The sequence below is a fragment of the Streptomyces brasiliensis genome (genome assembly GCF_014647875.1).
Lineage (GTDB): Bacteria > Actinomycetota > Actinomycetes > Streptomycetales > Streptomycetaceae > Streptomyces > Streptomyces brasiliensis.
In genome coordinates, this window is record NZ_BMQA01000027.1 from 45,915 (window position 1) to 65,833 (window position 19,919).

Here is a 19,919-nt window from a genome sequence, read left to right on the forward strand (position 1 = left end):
ACACCGGCCCATTTGCGCAGGGGCGGGGGCGGGGGCGGGGGCTCGGCGCGGCCGCCAGCCGCTGGGCAACCGCACCCCAAGGACCGTACGTGCCGTCGGCAGCCGCAAGGTCCCCCGACGGTAGGCCGGCCCGTCGACCGCACGCCCGTCGGCAGCCGCAAGGCCCCCGACCGCACGCGGGGCCGATCGACAGGTCGCCCGCCGGCCCACTGACAGCACGCCCACCGGCCGTAGGGCCCACCTGCCGCACGCCCGACGTCCACTTCCCCGCAAGGCTCGCCACAAGCCGGGCTCGTCTCAGGCGGGGCTCGCGTCGGGTCGGGCCCACCTCAGGCCGGGCTCGGTACCTCCTCCGTGCCCGTCACGTGCTCGAACACCTTGTCCTCGTCCGCTCCGGCGAGCAGATACGCCTGCGCCTCGCCCACGTGGAAGTACATCCCGTGCAGCTCCAGCGCACCCTCCGCCTGCGCCCGCGCCACCGAGCCGTGGGCGCGCAGGTGTGCCAACTGCTGGACCACGTTGGTCAGACAGAGCTGCTCCACCGTGTCGGCGGCAGCCCGACCGGCCAGCCGTGCCCAGGAGCCGCTGTCGCCGGCCAACCGCTCCAGGCTCGGCAGCCCGTGCCGCAGCCACCGCTCGAGGGGCGTCCGCCCCTCCTGGGGCGCGGAGTTGAGCAGCGCCTGCATGGCCCCGCATCCGGAGTGCCCGCACACCGTGATGGACCGCACCTTCAGCACGTCCACCGCGTACTCGATCGCGGCGGCCACCGAGTCGTCCCCACTCTCCTCGCCCGGCAGCGGCACCAGGTTGCCGACATTGCGGACGACGAACAGGTCACCGGGACCGCTGGAGGTGATCATCGACGTGACGAGGCGTGAGTCGGCGCAGGTGAGGAACAGCTGCGACGGCCGCTGCCCCTCCCGCGCCAGCCGCGCCAGCTCACCCCGTACCAAGGGCGCGGTGTTGCGCTGGAACGCGCTGATGCCACGGGCGAGTTCCTGACTGCCGCTGCGGCAGCGGCAGTGGGTTCGGCATTGGTGTCGGTGCTGATGCCGGCGCCGGTGTCGCGCGGACCGTCCAGGCGTTCGGCACTGCCAGGCTCCGGTTGCCCGGTCGTACCGCCCCCAGGCCGACCGCCGGGCGGCATGTCGCACTGGTGGTTGCGCCACGGTGTCCAAGGTCGGCAGCGGCACTCGGTCGAAGCTGTCGGCTCGCTGGTCCGCAGCCCGGTTCGGCAGCCGGTCAGCTCGACGGTGCCGCCCTGCTTGGTGTGCGCGGTGCGCCAGTCCTGCAGTGACTCGTACGCCGCGTGGTCCATGAACGAACCGTCAAACTCCACGACGACGTGGGCGCCTTGGGGTACGAGATGCAGGGACCGGCTGAGGCGGGGCACGGCGAGGAACGTCAACTGGCCTCTTACATGGACGTGATGGACTCCTTCCTTCTCTTTGTGCGTGATACGGGTGCGGGCGAGGCGGTTCAGAGCGACGCCGACGGCCACGGCGACACCGAGCGCCACGCCCTCGAGGACGCCGAGGAACACCACGCCGAGTGTGGTGACGGCGTACACCAGCACTTCTCTGTGGCGAGTCACCGTGCGGATGTGGTGCAGGGACACCATCTGGATGCCGACGGCCATCACCAGGGCGGCGAGTGAGGCGAGCGGGATGAGATCCAGGATCGGGACCATCAGCAGCGCGGCGACTACTACGAGAACGCCGTGCAGCATCGCGGAGTTCCGGCTCACGGCACCGGATTGCACATTCGCCGCGCTGCGCACCGCGACCCCGGTGACGGGCAGTCCGCCGAGTGCTCCGGACACGATGTTGGCGAGGCCCTGCCCGCGCAGTTCCCGGTCCAGGTCCGAGCGAGGAACCGGCGGTCCGCCGCGGGCGGCCGTCAGCTTGTCGACGGCGACGGCGGACAGCAGCGACTCCACGCCCGCGACCAGAGTGATGGTCAGGACGGCCGCCGCGATGCCCAGCACCGGGCCCTCGGGCAGCTGCGGAAGAGCGTGGTTGGACCACGAGGGCAGATCGACGCGGGCCAGGCGCAGACCGGCGAACGAGGTGATGGCGGTGGCCGTGGCGACGGCGACCAGGGCGGCCGGGATCTTGCGTGCGGCACGACCGGAATGCCCTGGGATGCGCGGCCAGGCCAGCAGCACGAGCACGGTCAGCGCGCTCGTCGACACCGCCCCTGGATGAAGGGCGGCCAACTGGGCGGGCAGTGCGAGGGCGTTGTCGAGGACGGAGCTCTGCGGAGTGCCGCCGAGGACGATGTGCAGCTGGGCGACGGCGATGGTGACGCCGATGCCGGCGAGCATGCCGTGCACGACGGCGGGGCTGACTGCGAGGGCGGAGCGGGCCACGCGCAGGCAGCCCAGGCCGAGTTGGGCAAGGCCGGCGAGGACGGTGATGGCGCACGTCGTACGCCACCCGTACTGGTGGATCAAGTCGGCGGTGACGACCGTGAGGCCCGCGGCGGGGCCGCTGACCTGGAGTGGGCAGCCGCCGAGGCGCCCGGCGACGAGCCCGCCGACGGCCGTGGCGACCAGGCCTGCCTGGAGCGGGGCGCCGGTGGCGAGGGCGATGCCGAGGGACAGCGGCAGAGCGATCAGGAAGACGGCGATCGCGGCGGATACGTCGGCGCTCGCGATCTCCCGGAGGCGTCGGGGCGGTGTGGGGGGCGGACTGTGCGGGGGGTGGGTTCGTTTCGTACGGGTCGGGTTGGTGGTGCGGAGCCCGACGGCTCGGATGAGCCCGAGGGCTTGGGATCGGGTGTGGACGCAGGCTGACAAGTTTCCCGTCTCCTCCGGGGCGGCGCGGTCGCGGTAGCAGTGGTCCCCCGTCGGCGACGGGGTTGTGGGCGCGGCCGTGGGTCACGACGTGCAGCGGCGGGATGAATCAACGCTCGGTAAATGAATCGTAATGCAGAGTAAAGGCCAAGCTTGGGCTATAGGGGCAAATGGGGCACTAATTCACTCACTGGGATGAAGTGACCATTTCATCGGCTTGTCGTAATAACTCCTTCTCGGTCACATGCGACCTTGGCGGCGCTGTCGGCACAAACCGGCACATCACCAGAAAACGCCCTCGTCAGCGTTTGCCTGAGAGAAGGAAGAAGGTGGGCGGAACATGGCCGCCACCCAGAGGATCGCCGTGGGCGCCATGGTCGCCGCGGCCTGTGCCGCGTCGCTCGCCGGTTGTGCGACCGGCTCCAGTGGTTCCGAGAAAAGAGCGTCAGGCCCGCAGAATGGAGCGCCGGCGCCCAAGAGCGTGGTCCGTCTGATCGGTGACGGTTCCACCGCGTACACCGGGGCGCAGCCGCACCTGCCCCGTCCGGAGCGGCTCAAGCCCGGCCAGAAGCCCCCGCAGTTCGTGGTGTTCTCGTGGGACGGCTCGGGCGAGGACAGCCAGAAGCTGTTCTCCCACTTCCGCAAGGTCGCCAAGGACAACAACGGGAACATGACGTTCTTCCTCAGCGGCCTCTACATGCTGCCGGAGGAGAAGCGCGACCTCTACCACCCCCCGCAGCACTCACCGGGCCGCTCCGAGATCGGCTTCAACGACGAGAAGGGCATCACCGACACCGTCAAGCAGCTCCGGCTGGCCTGGCTGGAGGGCAATGAGGTCGGCACCCACTTCAACGGCCACTTCTGCGGCACCGACGGCGGCGTCGGCCAGTGGTCGGTGGAGGACTGGAAGAGCGAGATCGCCCAGGCCAAGCAGTTCGTGAAGAGCTGGAAGACCAACACCGGCCTGACGAAGGAGGCACCGCTGCCCTTCGACTACGACAAGGAGCTCATCGGCGCCCGTACCCCCTGCCTGGAGGGGCAGAAGAACTTCATGAAGGCGGCCAGCGAACTGGGCTTCCGCTATGACACCAGCGGCGTCGACAACCAGGTCTGGCCCAAGAAGAAGGAGGGCCTGTGGGACCTGTCGATGCAGCTCGTGCCCTTCCCCGGGCACACCTATGAACAGCTGACCATGGACTACAACTTCATGGTCAGCCAGTCCGGTACCTCGACCCAGGGCGACCCCGACAAGTACGGCTACTGGGGCGACCAGATGCGGGACGGCCTGCTCAAGGGCTTCCAACGGGCATACGACGGCAACCGCGCCCCGCTGGTCATCGGCAACCACTTCGAGTCCTGGAACGGCGGCACCTATATGCGTGCCATCGAGGAGGTCGTCCAGCAGGTGTGCAACAAGCCCGAGGTGCGCTGCGTGTCCTTCCACCAGCTCGCCGACTGGCTGGACGCCCAGGACCCGCAGACCCTGGCCAAGCTGCGCACCCTGGAGGTCGGCGAGGCACCCAAGCAGGGCTGGGCGTCCTTCCTGTCTGGACGTCCTGCCCCGGCCCCGAAGGGGGTGCCGGGGGCGCCGGCCGTCAGGCGGTAGCCGGTCAGACGGGGGCAGCGACGCCTTCGCCGAGGACGAATGCGGGGTCGACCTGCGCCGCCAGGTCGGCCCCGGTGCGTTCGTTGCCCCAGGCCTCGGCGTTCCTCAGATGGAAGTGCACCATCTGGCGCGTGTAGCGCTCCCAGTCGCGCAGCTCGTACGTCGCGTCGGCGGCGACCCGTAGCAGCCGCAGGGCACGGCGGTTGGCGTCCTCCAGGAGCTCGAACCGCGGTGGCCTGCCCTTCTCCATGGAGCGCACCCAGTCCGATTGCCCGACCGTCAGGAGCAGGTCCTCCCCGACCTCCGCGCGGAGGAAGTCGATGTCGTCCTGCCCCTGCACCTTGTTGCCGACGACCTTGAGGACGACCCCGAAGTCACTGGCGTACTCCTTGTACTGGCGATAGACGGAGACCCCCTTCCGGGTCGGCTCGGCGACGAGGAACGTGATGTCGAAGCGGGTGAACAGGCCAGAGGCGAACGAGTCCGAGCCCGCGGTCATGTCGACCACCACGTACTCGTCGCGGGTGTCGACGAGGTGGTTCAGGAACAGCTCCACCGCTCCCGTCTTGGAGTGGTAGCAGGCGACCCCCAGGTCGGCGTCCGTGAAGGGCCCGGTGACCATCAAACGGACGGCGCCGCCGTCGAGTTCCACCGGCCGCGCGCAGGCGTCGTACACCGGATTGGGCTCCCGCACCCCGACCAGACGCGAGCCCTCGCCGGGCGGGGTCGTCTTGATCATCGTTGCGGCCGAGGAGATGCGCGGGTTGGAGCCGCGCAGGTAGTCCTTGATCAGCGACAGCCGCTCGCCCATCGCGGGCAGCGCGGCCGCCTGCGCGTCGTCCAGCCCGAGGGCCGCGCCCAGGTGCTGGTTGATGTCGGCGTCGATGGCGACGACCGCCGCGCCGGCGGCCGCGAGATGGCGGATGAAGAGGGAGGAGAGCGTGGTCTTGCCGCTGCCGCCCTTTCCGACGAAAGCAATTTTCATGTTCACGAAGAGTAGTCGCATGATTGCCGTACGTGTCAGTGAAGTGAAGAAGACCACTCCTTCGTGGGGTGGGGCCGCGAGGTGCGTAGGGTCGTACTCATGAGTACGACAGGCGCGACCGCCGATCCGCTCGCCGCCCTGGGCTTGTTGCCCGGTGTGGCCGACTCCGTGGAATCCGTGCGCAAGGCTGTGGACCGGGTCTACGGGCACCGGATCATGCGGCGGCGCAGCAACGAGATCACCTCCGAGGCGGCCCTGCGTGGCGCCCGGGGCTCCGCCGCGCTGTCCGGCGCCGACTGGGCCCTGGAGGAGGTGCGGCGGCGCACCGACTTCAGCGTCGATGACGAGGCGCGCGTCATGGGTGCCGCCCTGCGGCTGACCGCAGAAGCGGGCCAACTGCTTTCCATCTGGCGGCAGTCGCCGCTGCGGGTGCTGGCCCGGCTGCACCTGGTGGCCGCCGCGAGCGACGAGGACGAGGTCGGCCGGCCACGGCGTTCCGGCGAACGGGTCGACGAGCCCTTCGTGGAGCTGCCGCTGCCGGAGGCCGACGAGGTGTCCGGCCGGCTGGAGGGCCTGTCGCAGCTGATCATCGCGGGGAGTTCCGCGCCTGCACTGGTGGCGGCGGCCGTCGTGCACGGCGAGCTGCTCGCGCTGCGCCCCTTCGCCTCCCACAACGGCCTCGTCGCGCGCGCGGCCGCTCGGATCGTCCTGGTCGGCAGCGGCCTCGACCCGAAGTCGGTCTGCCCGGCCGAGGTGGGGCACGCCGAACTGGGCCGCGCGGCATATCTGACGGCCCTCGACGGCTATGCGTCCGGCACTCCGGAGGGCATGGGGGCCTGGATCGCCCACTGCGGCAGGGCTGTCGAACTGGGTGCGCGCGAGTCGACGGCGGTGTGCGAGGCGCTGCAGCGGGGTGCGGCCTGACGGTCCCGACAGGGTTGCGGCGGTACGAGGATTCGTACCGCCGCTGGCATGTTCACCGGGTTACCAAGCGTCCTCGATATCTCGCCCATCAGGTCGGGAACTTTGCCCGTCACCTGGTGCGGCTGGCCCGTAATCGACGGGTCGACGTCGCGTGGGTGCCCGATGTCCATGCTCGGTCCGTGGGGCCAAATGCGCTCTAAAGGTGATCCTCTCGGATGTCCTTTGGTCTCGCGGGCCGCTGAATCCTTTCTACTGCAAGCCCGCGGCAAGCGAAACCCCTGGCCATGCTTCTTTACTTTTAGGTTCAAACAGGGCTAAACGGGCGTCGATTTCGCGCGCGAGGCTCCGGACGGGTGAGTGCGCGCTCAGGCCGCCGAACTCCGGCGCCGGTTGGCGTACCAGACGAGGCCGGCGGTGGCGGCCGCCGCTCCTATGGCGGCCGCCGCGACCAGGACGGGTCGCGGCGGCGCAGAGAACGTGGGCAGCCGCTGCTTGAGTCGCACCGGACGGTGGAAGTCCAGAATCGGCCATCCACGCGCGAGTGCCTCGCGGCGCAGCGCGCGGTCCGGGTTCACCGCGTGCGGATGGCCGACGACCTCGAGCATCGGCAGATCGGTCGCCGAGTCGCTGTAGGCGAAGCAGCGGTCGAGGTCGTACCCCTCGGACGCGGCCAGCTCCTTGACCGCCTCGGCCTTCGTCGGGCCGTAGGCGTAGTACTCCACCTCTCCGGTGAAGCACCCGTCGTCGCCCACGACCATCCGGGTGGCCACCACCCGGTCCGCGCCGAGCAGTTCGCCGATCGGCTCGACCACCTCGGCGCCCGACGTGGACACGATGACGACGTCACGCCCGGCCGTGTGGTGCTCCTCGATGAGGGAGGCGGCCTCGTCGTAGATGATCGGGTCGATCAGGTCGTGCAGGGTCTCGGCGACGATCTCCCTCACCTGCTGGACGTTCCAGCCGCGGACGACCCGGGACAGGTACTCGCGCGTCCGCTCCATCTGGTCGTGGTCCATGCCGCCGACGAGGAAGACGAACTGGGCGTACGCGGTACGCAAGGCGGCCCTGCGGTTGATCAGCCCGCCTTGGTAGAAGGACTTGCTGAACGTGAGCGTGCTCGACTTCGCAATGACCGTCTTGTCCAGGTCAAAGAAGGCCGCTGTGCGGGGCAAGGAGTGGTTTTCCACGACCCCGAGCATAGGCGCCCACCATTCGGCGTAAGGTGGGCGCGTGGGTTTGCCTGAGAAGGCTCTCGGGTACACCATGGAAGTCACGGATCGTTCGCGACCGTGCTAACCCGGTCCGACTCCTCCCCCCCCGAGTCGGCCGTGGGGACGACCCCCGCTCTCCCCCCCGGCGGGGGTCGTCGCATGTCCGGGTGGGTTTTTCCTCATTCCGATCGGTCGCCGGGCCGCCTCGACGCGGCTTCGACCGGCTCTTTTGCATACCCGCGATCCGTCACTGCGAGTAGTCGTGGGGCTGCTCTGTGGAAGTCGCACGGGGGTCTGTGCAGGGCTCACCGGTATGGGTGACGGCGATATTCACAACCACTGAGTTGTCCACAGTTTTCGACCAAGATCCACATTATTTCCGGGGTCGCTGCACCGTGATTCCCACGCGCTCCGCCCGCCGCGAGTTCATGGCCGGTTCCGTTTGTCGGCGCGCGTATGGCCGGTCGGTATCGGCCGCCGCTCATATGGAGGCCGGTTGCCGGTTCTTCACACGTTCGGGAATCGCGTGGCTGCAGAGGGCCGCGCGGAAGATGCAGCGAAGGGGGAGCACACGTGGCCGGAACTGTCACCCACGATCCACCGCCCACCACGTCAGGACGGCCGGGACGGCCGCTGATCGTCACCGAGGATGCCGAACTCCTCGACGACTTGCTGCGCCTGTGCGCGGCGGCCGGCGCCACACCGGAGGTCCACCACGGGGTGCCGGAGCGCGGCGGCGGTTGGGACGCGGCGCCGCTCGTCCTGGTCGGCGACGACGCGGCGCGGCGCGTGCGTGGAGCCGCGCGCAGAAGGGGAGTGGTGCTGGTAGGCCGGGACCAGGACGACCCCGATGTCTGGAAACGTGCCGTCCAGATCGGCGCCGACCACGTCCTGATGCTGCCCGACGGCGAGCAGTGGCTGGTCGACCGCATCGCCGACGTCGCCGAGGGGGTCGGCCGGCCGGCGCTCACCGTCGGCGTGATCGGCGGCCGCGGTGGCGCCGGTGCCTCCACGCTGGCCTGCGCGCTCGCCGTCACCTCCGCGCGTGAGGGACTGCGCACCCTGCTCGTGGACGCGGATCCGCTCGGCGGCGGACTGGACGTACTCCTCGGCGGTGAGACGGCCGAGGGACTGCGCTGGCCCGCCTTCGCCGCCTCGCGCGGCCGGGTCGGCGGCGGCGCGCTGGAGGAGTCGCTGCCCAGGCTGCACTCCCTGCGGGTGCTCAGCTGGGACCGCGGGGACTGCGTCGGCGTTCCGGCCCAGGCCGTGCGCGCGGTGCTGGCCGCCGCCCGGCGACGCGGCGGCACGGTCGTCGTCGATCTCCCACGCCGTCTGGACGACGGCGTCGCCGAGGCCCTCGCCCAACTCGACCTCGCCCTCCTCGTCGTCCCCGCCGAGCTGCGCGCCGTCGCGGCGGCCGGGCGGGTGGCGTCCGCCGTCGGCATGGTCGTCCGTGACCTGCGCGTGGCGGTACGGGGACCGTACGCACCGGGTCTGGACGACCGCGAGGTCGCCCGCCTGCTCGGCCTGCCCCTGGCCGGTGAAGTGCCGGTCGAATCAGGGCTGTCGCACCTCCACGAGAGCAGGAAACCGCCCGGCGGGGCCGGCCGTGGACCGCTCGCCCGCTTCTGCAAGGGCTTCTGGGAGCGGACGCTGGTGGAAGCGGGTGGCGTATGAGCACGTTCACCGGCCCCGACACGGCGGACGGACCCCGGCTGCTGGACGGCGTGCGGCGCTGGCTGGCCGAGAGCGGCGCCGAACCGACACCCGCGCGCGTGGCGCAGGCGCTGCGCGAACAGGGGCGGGTGCTCGGGGACGCCGAAGTCCTCATAGCAGCCGAGCAGTTGCGCTCCGAACTGGTCGGCAGCGGCCCCCTCGAACCGCTGCTCGCGGATCCGTCGGTCACCGACGTCCTGGTGTCTGCCCCGGACCGCGTGTGGGTCGACCGGGGCGGCGGACTCGAACTGACCCCGGTGACCTTCCCCGACGCGGCGGCGGTGCGACGGCTCGCGCAGCGTCTGGCCGCGGTGGCCGGACGCCGGCTCGACGACGCGCGGCCCTGGGCCGACGCCCGCCTGCCCGACGGGACCCGGCTGCACGCGGTGCTGCCCCCGGTGGCGGTCGGCAGCACGTGCCTGTCCCTGCGGGTCGTACGGCCGCGGGCGTTCACGCTCGGCGAACTGGTGACGGCGGGCACGGTGCCGCCAGGTGGTGACCGTGTCCTGCGGGCGCTGCTGGACGCCCGGCTGTCCTTCCTCATCAGCGGCGGGACCGGCTGCGGGAAGACGACGCTGCTGAGCGCGCTGCTCGGGCTGGTCGGGCCGGGCGAGCGGATCGTGCTGGCGGAGGACTCGGCGGAACTGCGGCCCGATCACCCGCACGTCGTACGGCTGGAGACCAGACCGGCCAACCAGGAGGGCGCGGGTCTGGTCACCCTCGAGGACCTGGTGCGCCAGGCGCTGCGGATGCGGCCCGATCGGCTGGTCGTGGGCGAGGTGCGCGGACCGGAGGTCGTGCACCTGCTCGCCGCGCTCAATACGGGCCACGAGGGCGGCTGTTGCACGGTCCACGCCAACGCCGCCGCGGACGTCCCGGCCCGGCTGGAGGCGCTGGGTACGGCCGCGGGGCTCGACCGGGCAGCGCTGCACAGCCAGTTGGCGGCGGCGGTGTCGGTGGTGCTGCACCTCGTGCGGGACCGGACCGGGCGGCGGCGGATCGCCGAGGTGCATGTGCTGGAGCGGGACTCCTCGGGGCTGGTGCGGACGGTTCCGGCCCTGCGCTGGGGACCGCGGGAGTTCGCGCGGGAGCAGGGGTGGGAGCGGCTTCGGGTGCTGCTTCGCGGTGACGGAAACGGCGGAAGCGATGGGGAGGAGTGCAGGTGATGGGCGAGATGTCGATGGGTGCCGCCGTGGTGTGCGTCGGCGCGGCAGTCTGGCTGATGGGCGGGCGGCAGTGCGGGGCGCGGCGGGCGCGGTTGCTGCTCGCGGGCAGCGGGGTGGTGGGCAGCGGGCTGCCGTCGTGGGAGCGGGTCGTCGGTGAGCTGCGGCGGCTGCGGGGCCGGTTGCGGGCCGAGTGGTGGGCGTTCGGCGCCGGGCTGGTGCTCGCCGTGGTGGGCGCGTCGGTGATTCCGCTCGTCGTGGGGGCGGCAGGGGTGCCGGTGCTGCGCCGGGTGCGGCTGGCACGTGAGGCGCGGCGGGTCCGGGAGAAGCTCGGCGATGCGGTGATCGGGCTGTGCGGGGCGCTCGCCGGGGAGGTGCGTTCGGGGCGGCAGCCGGGCGAGGCGCTGCTGCGGGCGGCAAGGGACTCGGGCGGCCTCGGGGACGCGCAGGGCGCAGTGGTCGCGGCGGCGCGGTTCGGCGGAGATGTGCCGGGCGCACTCATGGCGGCGGCGCGGCAGCAGGGCGCCGAGGGGCTGTCGGGGCTTTCGGCGTGTTGGCGGGTGGCCGTCGACCAGGGCGCGGGGCTCGCCGCGGGACTCGACCGGCTCGACGCGGCGCTGCGGGCACAACGGGACCAACGCTCGGACCTGCGCGCTCAGTTGGCTGGAGCCCGGGCGACGGCGGTGATGCTCGCGGCGCTGCCCGTCCTGGGGCTGCTGCTCGGTACGGCCATGGGCGCCGACCCGCTTCACGTGCTGCTGCACACCGGCGCGGGCCTGGGCTGCCTGGTGATCGGCGGCCTGCTCGAAGCCGCCGGGATGTGGTGGGCGGCGCGGATCGTGCGGCGAGCGGAGGCGGCGTGAGTGCGGACGTTGTCCACAGGCTGGGGGTCATCGTCGGAGCGGCCCTGGCGCTCGGGTTGCCGGCGCTGCGGCTGGCGGCGGTGCGGCGTGAGCGCCGGACACGACGACGGTTGTCCGAGCTGTTGGCAAGGGAGGAGGCCTCCGCCAGGTCTTCCTTCGATGTGCGGGGTGTCGTACGGCGGTGGGCGCCTGTGATCGGGGCGGTGTGCGCCGGCTGGGTGCTGGTCGGCGGGGTCGCCGGAGCCGTGGTGGGAGTGGGCGTCGGTGGCGCGCTGTGGCGGTGGCGTCGTCGGCAGGGGGAGGCGGCCCGTGCTGAGGAGCACGACGCGGCCGAGGCCGCCCGCCAACTCCCGCTCGCCGCCGACCTCCTGGCGGCCTGCATCGCCGCGGGGGCAGGTCCGGTGGTCGCCGCGCAGGCCGTGGGCGAGGCGCTCGGGGGACCTGTCGGTGAGGGGTTGGCGCGGGGTGCGGCGGAGGTACGGCTCGGTGGTGAACCCGGTGACGCCTGGCGGCGGCTGGCCTCAATGCCGGGCGCCGGGGCGCTGTCGAGGCTCCTGCAGCGGGCCGACGAGTCCGGGCTTCCCGCGGCCGGACCCGTCGCTCGCCTCGCCGCGGACGCCCGTGCGGAGTGGGCGCGTACGGCCACGACGCGGGCGCGCCGGGCAGCCGTCATGGTCACCGCGCCGGTCGGGCTGTGTTTTCTGCCCGCCTTCATCGCGGTCGGTGTCCTGCCCGTCGTGATCGGGCTGGCCGGCGGGGTCGTGGGAGGGGGTGGCGGATGACCGGGGTCAGGTGACGCGGGTGACGGAAGCGATCGACAGGCATGGAATCCAAGGGAGTTGAGATGTTCAAGAAGGTCATGAAGGTGCGGGCGCGGCTGGGGGCGGTACGACGTCGGGACGCGGGGATGGTGACGTCCGAGTACGCGATGGGCATCGTCGCGGCAGTCGGGTTCGCGTTGCTCCTCTACGAGGTCGTCACGAGCGGGCAGGTCCGGGCGGAGCTGCAGGCCATCGTGAAGCGAGCCCTCAGTGCGCGGATGTGAGCGAGGGAACCGGCGCGACGCGGGCTTCGTGACGGCGGAGGCGGCCGTGGTGCTGCCCGTACTGGTGGCGTTCACGATGGCACTGGTCTGGGGGCTGCTCGTGGTGGCGGCCCAGATCCAGTGTGTGGATGCGGCCAGGACGGGCGCGCGTGCCGCGGCGCGGCAGGATTCGGCCGACGCGGTCGTGGCGGTCACCCGGGAGGCGGCACCCGAGGGCGCGAATGTCACGGTCGCCCGGGAGGGGGATCAGGTGCGCGTGACGGTCGTGGCGAAGCCGCCGCTGCTGAGCGGCCTCCCTCTGGAGGTACGGGAGGTGGCCGTGGCGGCGGCGGAGGAGACCGTGGGGTCGGGGCCGACGGGGGAGGAGGGGAGATGAGCCGGCGCTTTGCGAGCCGCTGCTTGAACGTTGGCTCGGCCTGCCTACGGGGCTTGGGGCGGGGTCCTTGCGCGCGCCGCCTCCGGGGGCCGGGCGGGGGTCCTTGCGCGACCGGCACTCCAGGTGCGGGCTCGGGGTCGGGTCTGGTCCGTGCTCGGGGTGCGGGCTCGGGGTCGGGTCTGGTCCGTGCTCGGGGTGCGGGCTCGGGGTCGGGTCTGGTCCGTGCTCGGGGTGCGGGCTCGGGGTCCGGTCCGGCCCGCCCTTCAGGTCCGGGCTCGGGTTCCGGCCAGGCCCGCCTCCGGGGCCGCTTCTGCGACCGGGGGTCCGCCACTGTGTGGAGCGTCGGTGCGATCGGGCTCCTGTGCGTGGTGTTCGGCGTCGTGCTCGCCCTCGGGCAGGCCGTCGTGGTCCGGCACCGTGCGGCGGGCGGCGCGGATCTCGCTGCGATCGCCGCGGCGGACCACTGGGCCGAGGGCACCACGGCGGCCTGCGCCCGCGCCGAGCGCGTCGCGAGGGCACAGGGGACGCGGTTGGCGCGGTGCGCCATCGTCGGCGAGATCTCCGACGTGACGGCGACGTCGGGAGGCGGCCCGTTCGCGGCGGAGGTCAGGGCACGGGCAGGTCCGGCGGGCCCGGTACCGCAGGACCCCCCGCGGGACCCGCTGGAGGCTCCGGGGCTGCCTGGCGTACGGGCTCCGCAGCTTGCTCCGGAGCAGCCCGGCCCAACGGCTTTCGATCCGCCTCGTCCGTCGGCCCCTCACCCGCACCCTTCGCATCTTCCGCGGCCTTCTCCTCCGGCGCCCCCCGCAGAAGCACCGTGAGAAGCCGTACCGCCCCCCGTTTGTGCAACGGATCGTTGCCGTTGCCGCACTTGGGGGACTGGATGCAGGACGGGCAGCCCGCGTCGCACTCGCAGGAGGCGATGGCCTCGCGAGTGGCTGTGAGCCAGGCGCGGGCCGTGTGGAAGGCGCGCTCCGCGAAGCCCGCGCCGCCGGGATGGCCGTCGTAGACGAAGACGGTGGGCAGGAGCGTGTCGGGGTGCAGCGGGACCGACACGCCGCCGATGTCCCAGCGGTCGCACGTGGCGAACAGGGGCAGCATGCCGATCGAGGCGTGCTCGGCGGCGTGCAGGGAGCCGCCGAGGATCTCCGGGTTGATCCGGGCCTCGTCCAGCTGGTCCTCGGTGACCGTCCACCACACCGCGCGCGTGCGCAGCGTACGAGGAGGGAGGTCGAGCTTCGACTCGCCCAGCACTTCACCCGTGATGAGCCGTCTGCGAAGGAAGGAGACCACCTGGTTGGTGACCTCTACCGAGCCATAGCACAGGCGTCCGGCGCCCCAGGGGATCTCGACGTCCGTCTCGAGGACGGAGATCGCCGTCGTGTCGCGGGCGACCGTCGAGTACGGCGGGTCGGCCTGTTCGACCAGGGCGACCGAGTCCTCCAGGTCCAGGGAGCGCACCAGATACGTTCGGCCCTGGTGCAGGTGCACCGCTCCCTCGTGCACCGTGGAGTGCGCGGCGCCGGCGTCGACGGTGCCGAGCAGCCGTCCCGTCCCGGACTCCACGACCTGCACCGGGCGCCCGTCCGCGCCGCGGATGTCGGTCAGGTTGGCGGCCCGCTCCCGGCGTGTCCAGTGCCAGGCCTTCGTGCGGCGGCGCAGCAGTTTCGCGGCCTCCAGCTGGGGCAGCAGCTCCGCGCAGGCGGGGCCGAAGAGGTCCAGGTCCTCGTCGGTGAGCGGGAGTTCCGCGGCGGCGGCGCACAGGTGCGGGGCGAGGACGTAGGGGTTGTCGGGGTCGAGGACCGTGGATTCGACCGGTTGGTCGAACAAGGCCTCGGGATGGTGAACGAGGAAGGTGTCCAGCGGGTCGTCGCGGGCGACCAGCACCGCCAGGGCGCCGCCGCCGGAGCGGCCCGCCCGGCCCGCCTGCTGCCACAGGGAGGCGCGGGTGCCGGGGTATCCGGCGATCAGTACGGCGTCGAGTCCCGAGACGTCCACGCCCAGCTCCAGGGCGGTCGTGGCGGCAAGGCCCAGGAGCTCGCCCGAGTGCAGGGCGCGTTCCAGGGCGCGGCGCTCCTCGGGGAGGTAGCCGCCGCGGTAGGCGGCGACGCGCCGGGCCAGGGAGCGGTCGACCTCGGCGAGGCGTTCCTGGGCGATGACCGAGATCAGCTCGGCGCCGCGCCGGGAGCGGACGAAGGCGACCGAGCGCACGCCCTGGACGGCGAGGTCGGTCAGCAGGTCCGCCGTCTCGGCGGTGGCGGTACGCCGGACGGGGGCACCTTTCTCGCCGTGCAGTTCGGTGAGCGGGGGCTCCCATAGGGCGAACACCAGTTCCCCGCGCGGCGAGGCGTCGTCGGCGACCTCGATCACGGGGAGGCCGGTGAGCCTGCGGGCGGCCACGGCCGGTTCGGCGGCGGTCGCGGAGGCCAGCAGGAACACCGGCGACGCGCCGTAGCGCGCGCACAGCCGGCGCAGACGGCGCAGCACCTGGGCGACGTGCGAGCCGAAGACGCCCCGGTAGGTGTGGCACTCGTCGATCACGACGTACTCGAGCGACTTCAGGAAGGAGGACCAACGGGGGTGGGACGGGAGTATGCCCCGGTGGAGCATGTCGGGATTGGTCAGGACGTAGTTGGCGTACTGACGGATCCACTCGCGTTCCTCGAACGGAGTGTCGCCGTCGTACACGGCCGGGCGCACCGCGTTGCCGAGCGGTTGTGAAAGTTCCTTCACCGAGCGGCACTGGTCCGCCGCGAGGGCCTTCGTGGGGGCGAGGTACAGGGCGGTCGCCCCTCGCCCGCCCACTCGTCGCCCACCGCCACCCCGTGGAAGCGCTTCGCGCTGCTGCGTCCATTGGGCGGGGGCCTCGGAGCCGTCCAGGAGCGCGGAGAGGACGGGGACGAGGTATGCCAGGGACTTGCCGGACGCCGTGCCCGTGGCGACCACCACCGAGTCGCCGTCCAGGGCGTGCTCGGCGGCTTGTGCCTGGTGGGCCCAGGGGTCCGTGATGCCCGCGGCCTGGACGGCGGCGATCACCTCCGCGCGAATCCGGTCAGGCCAGACGGCATGGCGGCCCGCGCGCGGGGGCAAGTGCTCCGTATGAGTGATGCGCGAAGTCCGGCTCGGCGCGGAGGCGAGCCGGTCCAGGACGGTGCCCGGAGAGAAGCCGGGCGCGGCGTCCGCCGGATGCCGATCGGATCGGTGATTCTTGGCCATCGGCATCGAGTGTGTCACCGGCGTGACGGACAATGGGACGAAGGCGTCGTGCACGCCTGCCGGTAAGTGATTGAATGCCATCGCGGCTGGCGTTGCGTCCCGGGGGCCGCAAGCCGAGGTGTCCCGAGGGGCGACCGCTCGATAGCAAGGTGCTGGAGGATCCGTGGACCTGTCCCTGTCGACCCGTACCGTCGGCGATCGTACGGTCGTCGAGGTCGGTGGCGAAATCGACGTATATACCGCGCCCAAGCTGCGCGAGCAGCTGGTCGAGCTGGTGAACGACGGGAATTTCCACCTCGTCGTCGATATGGAGGGCGTGGACTTCCTCGACTCCACCGGGCTCGGCGTGCTGGTCGGCGGTCTGAAGCGAGTGCGTGCCCATGAGGGCTCGCTGCGCCTGGTGTGCAACCAGGAGCGCATTCTGAAGATCTTCCGCATCACCGGTCTCACCAAGGTGTTCCCGATCCACACCTCGGTCGAGGAAGCGGTGGCGGCCACCGACTGACCCCGGGCCTGCCGACCGGCCCGAGCCGCCTCGGCAGGTTCCGCTCCGGGCCGGACGGTCCGGGGTGTCACGAAGTTCATCCAGGGGGGTCAGGGCTCTCGGCTGCCCGGCCCCCCGACCGCACGCCCGTTGTTTTGAGGGGGATGCATGGCCACCGTCGAACTCCGCTTCAGCGCGCTGCCCGAGCACGTCAGGACCGCCCGACTCGTGGCGGCAGCGGTGGCGCGCAGGGCCGGAGTGGACGAGGCCGTACTGGACGAGGTACGGCTCGCCGTGGGTGAGGCCTGTTCTCGTGCCGTCGGACTGCACCAGAGCTCTGGCATCACCTCGCCGGTGAAGGTGGCGCTGATCGAGGAGGAGAAACAGTTCTCCATCGAGGTCGGCGACGAGGCGCCGCGTTCGGTCCCGGGTGGCCGGGACGCTGGGAGCGCCGCGGAGGAGTCCGACCCGGAGACCGAGGAGGACGAGATGGGCCTCGCGGTCATCAGCGGCCTCGTCGACGACGTGGAGGTCACCGCCGGGGAGCACGGCGGTCTGATCCGCATGACCTGGCCGACGACCCCGCCGGCCACCGTGCTCGCCTGACGCCGCTCGGCGACGCCGGTACCTGTACCGACGTACCGACTCCGTCCCTCATATGGACGTACCGAAGGGCCCCACCTGGTGGGGCCCTTCGGCATGTGCGGGTGTCAGTGGCCCCGCGTACAGTGACTCCAACGGATTTCGTGAATTCATTCACGATCAATCACGTGATAATGGATCAAGCGTCAATGCTTTTGGGGCATTACCACTTTCGGGTTCCGTGACCGGCCGACGATCATTTGCTGAGGAGCATGTGAAGGCCATCTTCATTTCCCGCGCTCTGTTTTGATCAGGTTCCGGTACCTACAATCCGTCCACATCTTGAGCTCAGCCCAAGCGTCAAGGAGGACGAATGGCGGGGCTTTCTACCCCTCATCAGTTGGGCCACCCCACAACCTTCGCAGCCGCGGTTCTGACCGGCGACAACCGGGTCCTGGTGGCGGTGATCGCGGCCGTCGCGCTGGCGGCGCTCGTCGTCGCCGGGATCCTGGTGCGCCAGGTGCTCGCGGCGGGCGAGGGCACCGACAGCATGAAGAAGATCGCGGCGGCGGTCCAGGAAGGCGCCAACGCCTATCTGGCCCGGCAGCTGCGCACGCTCGGCGTATTCGCCGTGGTCGTGTTCTTCCTGCTCCTGCTGCTGCCCGCGGACGACTGGAATCAGCGCGCCGGACGATCGGTGTTCTTCCTGCTAGGTGCGGCGTTCTCGGCGGCCACCGGCTATATCGGCATGTGGCTCGCCGTACGCAGCAATGTGCGCGTCGCCGCGGCGGCCCGGGAAGCGACCCCGGCGGAAGGCGAGCCGGAAAAGGATCTCACCGCCGTCTCGCACAAAGCCATGAAGATCGCTTTCCGCACGGGCGGCGTCGTCGGCATGTTCACGGTGGGGCTCGGCCTGCTGGGCGCCTCCTGCGTGGTACTCGTGTACGCGGCCGACGCGCCGAAGGTGCTCGAAGGCTTCGGCCTCGGTGCCGCTCTGATCGCCATGTTCATGCGTGTCGGCGGCGGCATCTTCACCAAGGCCGCCGACGTCGGCGCCGACCTGGTCGGCAAGGTCGAGCAGGGCATTCCGGAGGACGACCCGCGCAATGCCGCGACCATCGCCGACAACGTGGGAGACAACGTCGGCGACTGCGCCGGCATGGCGGCCGACCTGTTCGAGTCGTACGCGGTGACCCTGGTCGCCGCGCTGATCCTCGGCAAGGCGGCCTTCGGCGACTCCGGGCTCGCGTTCCCGCTGCTCGTGCCGGCCATCGGTGTGATCACCGCGATGATCGGCATCTTCGCGGTCGCGCCACGCCGCAGCGACCGCAGCGGCATGACCGCGATCAACCGGGGCTTCTTCATCTCCGCGGTGATCTCGCTCGCGTTCGTCGCGATCGCGGTCTTCGTCTATCTGCCCGGAAAGTACGCGGACCTCGGCGGCGTCACCGACGCGGCGATCAGGGCCAAGGACGGCGATCCGCGGATCCTCGCCCTGGTGGCCGTGGCCATCGGCATCCTGCTCGCCGCCGTGATCCAGCAGCTGACCGGCTACTTCACCGAGACCAACCGCCGTCCGGTACGGGACATCGGCAAGACCTCCCTCACGGGTCCGGCCACCGTCGTCCTCGCCGGCGTCTCGGTCGGCCTCGAGTCGGCCGTCTACACCGCCCTGCTGATCGGTCTCGGCGTCTACGGGGCGTTCCTGCTCGGCGGTACGTCCATCATGCTCGCGCTGTTCGCGGTGGCGCTGGCCGGCACCGGCCTGCTCACCACGGTCGGCGTGATCGTCGCCATGGACACCTTCGGCCCGGTCTCCGACAACGCGCAGGGCATCGCCGAGATGTCCGGCGACGTCCAGGGCGCGGGCGCGCAGGTGCTCACCAACCTGGACGCGGTCGGCAACACGACCAAGGCCATCACCAAGGGCATCGCCATCGCCACCGCGGTCCTGGCGGCGTCGGCGCTGTTCGGGTCGTACCGCGACGCGATCACCACCAATGTGCAGGAGGTGGGCGCGAAACTGACCGGCGCGGGCGCGCCGATGACGCTGTCGCTGGACATCTCGCAGCCCAACAACCTCGTCGGCCTGATCGCGGGCGCGGCGGTCGTCTTCCTCTTCTCCGGACTCGCCATCAACGCCGTGTCGCGGTCGGCGGGTTCGGTGGTGTACGAGGTGCGGCGGCAGTTCCGCGAGAAGCCCGGGATCATGGACTACAGCGAGACGCCCGAGTACGGCAAGGTCGTCGACATCTGTACCAAGGACGCCCTGCGTGAGCTGGCCACGCCCGGACTGCTCGCTGTGATGGCGCCGATCTTCATCGGGTTCACGCTCGGTGTGGGCGCGCTCGGCTCGTACCTCGCCGGCGCGATCGGTGCGGGCACGCTGATGGCGGTGTTCCTCGCCAACTCCGGCGGCGCCTGGGACAACGCCAAGAAGCTCGTCGAGGACGGCCACCACGGCGGCAAGGGCAGCGAGGCCCACGCGGCCACGGTGATCGGCGACACGGTCGGCGACCCCTTCAAGGACACCGCCGGTCCGGCGATCAACCCGCTGCTGAAGGTGATGAACCTCGTGTCGCTGCTCATCGCGCCCGCGGTCATCAAGTTCAGCTACGGCGTGGACAAGAGCATCGGCGTACGGATCCTGATCGCGGTCCTCGCGCTGCTGGTCATCATCGGCGCGGTGTACGTCTCCAAGCGGCGCGGCATCGCCGTGGGAGACGAGGAGGGAAACGCTGAACGGTCGTCCAAGTCGGCCGATCCCGCGGTGGTTTCATAAGCGGTCCCGACGGCGAAGCCGCACAACGTGCGGGCGGGAGGCGCGTGTTGACGCGCCGCCCGCCCGCACGTGTGCTCACGCCCCGCATCGTGAGCCTTCTCTCTCCAGGCACAAAAATGACCAAAAGCTCTCATTACCGTCATTCCGTGAACGGATGGTGCCCGTTCGG

General features: G+C 71.2%; 14 protein-coding genes and 2 pseudogenes. 12 read left to right on the plus strand and 4 right to left on the minus strand.

The features are described 5' to 3' along the window. Window positions 1–329: 329 nt before the first annotated feature. A pseudogene (locus IEZ19_RS30845) lies at window positions 330–2,800 on the minus strand (bifunctional SulP family inorganic anion transporter/carbonic anhydrase). Window positions 2,801–3,137: 337 nt separating this feature from the next. Between IEZ19_RS30845 and IEZ19_RS30850 the strand changes: the two are divergent. Further along, window positions 3,138–4,403 (plus strand): polysaccharide deacetylase family protein, encoded by a 1,266-nt coding sequence (locus IEZ19_RS30850; protein WP_189314611.1) that lies wholly within the window; start codon window positions 3,138–3,140, stop codon window positions 4,401–4,403. Window positions 4,404–4,407: 4 nt separating this feature from the next. Here the strand turns inward: IEZ19_RS30850 and IEZ19_RS30855 are convergent, their stop codons facing one another. Beyond that, a complete protein-coding gene (locus IEZ19_RS30855) occupies window positions 4,408–5,388 on the minus strand; it encodes an ATP-binding protein (RefSeq protein WP_229841069.1) in 981 nt (326 codons plus the stop codon). A 99-nt stretch (window positions 5,389–5,487) separates the two neighbouring features. Between IEZ19_RS30855 and IEZ19_RS30860 the strand changes: the two genes are divergently transcribed. Further along, on the plus strand, window positions 5,488–6,312 hold the full coding sequence (locus tag IEZ19_RS30860) for a Fic family protein (protein WP_189314613.1): 825 nt from the start codon (window positions 5,488–5,490) through the stop codon (window positions 6,310–6,312). A 365-nt stretch (window positions 6,313–6,677) separates the two neighbouring features. Here IEZ19_RS30860 and IEZ19_RS30865 read toward each other — a convergent pair whose 3' ends face one another. Continuing rightward, window positions 6,678–7,511, minus strand: a complete 834-nt coding sequence (locus tag IEZ19_RS30865; RefSeq protein WP_189314614.1) for an HAD family hydrolase — start codon at window positions 7,509–7,511, stop codon at window positions 6,678–6,680. A 585-nt stretch (window positions 7,512–8,096) separates the two neighbouring features. Here IEZ19_RS30865 and ssd point away from each other — a divergent pair. The 7 genes and pseudogenes from ssd to IEZ19_RS54215 form a co-directional block, all read left to right on the plus strand. Next, window positions 8,097–9,200 carry a septum site-determining protein Ssd gene (gene ssd, locus IEZ19_RS30870; RefSeq protein WP_189314615.1) on the plus strand — a complete coding sequence of 368 codons (1,104 nt, stop codon included), beginning with the start codon at window positions 8,097–8,099 and terminating at the stop codon, window positions 9,198–9,200. After that, window positions 9,197–10,405, plus strand: a complete 1,209-nt coding sequence (locus tag IEZ19_RS30875) for a TadA family conjugal transfer-associated ATPase (RefSeq protein WP_189314616.1) — start codon at window positions 9,197–9,199, stop codon at window positions 10,403–10,405. Before ssd ends, IEZ19_RS30875 begins: the two co-directional genes overlap by 4 nt. Further along, window positions 10,405–11,265, plus strand: a complete 861-nt coding sequence (locus tag IEZ19_RS30880) for a type II secretion system F family protein (RefSeq protein ID WP_229841071.1) — start codon at window positions 10,405–10,407, stop codon at window positions 11,263–11,265. Before IEZ19_RS30875 ends, IEZ19_RS30880 begins: the two co-directional genes overlap by 1 nt. Next, window positions 11,262–12,047, plus strand: coding sequence for a type II secretion system F family protein (locus IEZ19_RS30885; protein WP_189314617.1), 786 nt, complete (start codon window positions 11,262–11,264; stop codon window positions 12,045–12,047). Before IEZ19_RS30880 ends, IEZ19_RS30885 begins: the two co-directional genes overlap by 4 nt. Window positions 12,048–12,109: 62 nt before the next feature. After that, window positions 12,110–12,310: a DUF4244 domain-containing protein gene (locus IEZ19_RS30890; protein WP_229841072.1), complete on the plus strand. Its 201-nt coding sequence runs from the start codon at window positions 12,110–12,112 to the stop codon at window positions 12,308–12,310. Window positions 12,311–12,338: 28 nt separating this feature from the next. Further along, on the plus strand, window positions 12,339–12,686 hold the full coding sequence (locus IEZ19_RS30895; protein ID WP_189314618.1) for a TadE family type IV pilus minor pilin: 348 nt from the start codon (window positions 12,339–12,341) through the stop codon (window positions 12,684–12,686). Window positions 12,687–13,018: 332 nt separating this feature from the next. Continuing rightward, window positions 13,019–13,327: pseudogene (locus IEZ19_RS54215) on the plus strand (Rv3654c family TadE-like protein); the annotation flags it as partial. On the opposite strand, the gene sftH reads toward IEZ19_RS54215, so the two are convergent. After that, complete coding sequence (gene sftH / locus IEZ19_RS30905; protein ID WP_229841073.1) at window positions 13,293–15,983, minus strand: DEAD/DEAH box helicase; 2,691 nt, start codon at window positions 15,981–15,983, stop codon at window positions 13,293–13,295. The pseudogene IEZ19_RS54215 and the gene sftH sit on opposite strands and share 35 nt — an antisense overlap. Before the next feature lie 82 nt (window positions 15,984–16,065). Between sftH and bldG the strand changes: the two genes are divergently transcribed. The 3 genes from bldG (at window position 16,066) to IEZ19_RS30920 (ending at window position 19,750) form a co-directional block, all read left to right on the plus strand. Next, entirely contained in the window at window positions 16,066–16,407 is a 342-nt protein-coding gene (gene bldG / locus IEZ19_RS30910) for an anti-sigma factor antagonist BldG (protein WP_010986038.1), read from the plus strand. A gap of 147 nt (window positions 16,408–16,554) precedes the next feature. After that, a complete protein-coding gene (locus tag IEZ19_RS30915) occupies window positions 16,555–16,992 on the plus strand; it encodes an ATP-binding protein (RefSeq protein WP_189314619.1) in 438 nt (145 codons plus the stop codon). A gap of 349 nt (window positions 16,993–17,341) precedes the next feature. Continuing rightward, window positions 17,342–19,750 (plus strand): sodium-translocating pyrophosphatase, encoded by a 2,409-nt coding sequence (locus tag IEZ19_RS30920; RefSeq protein WP_189314620.1) that lies wholly within the window; start codon window positions 17,342–17,344, stop codon window positions 19,748–19,750. Window positions 19,751–19,919 lie beyond the last annotated feature (169 nt).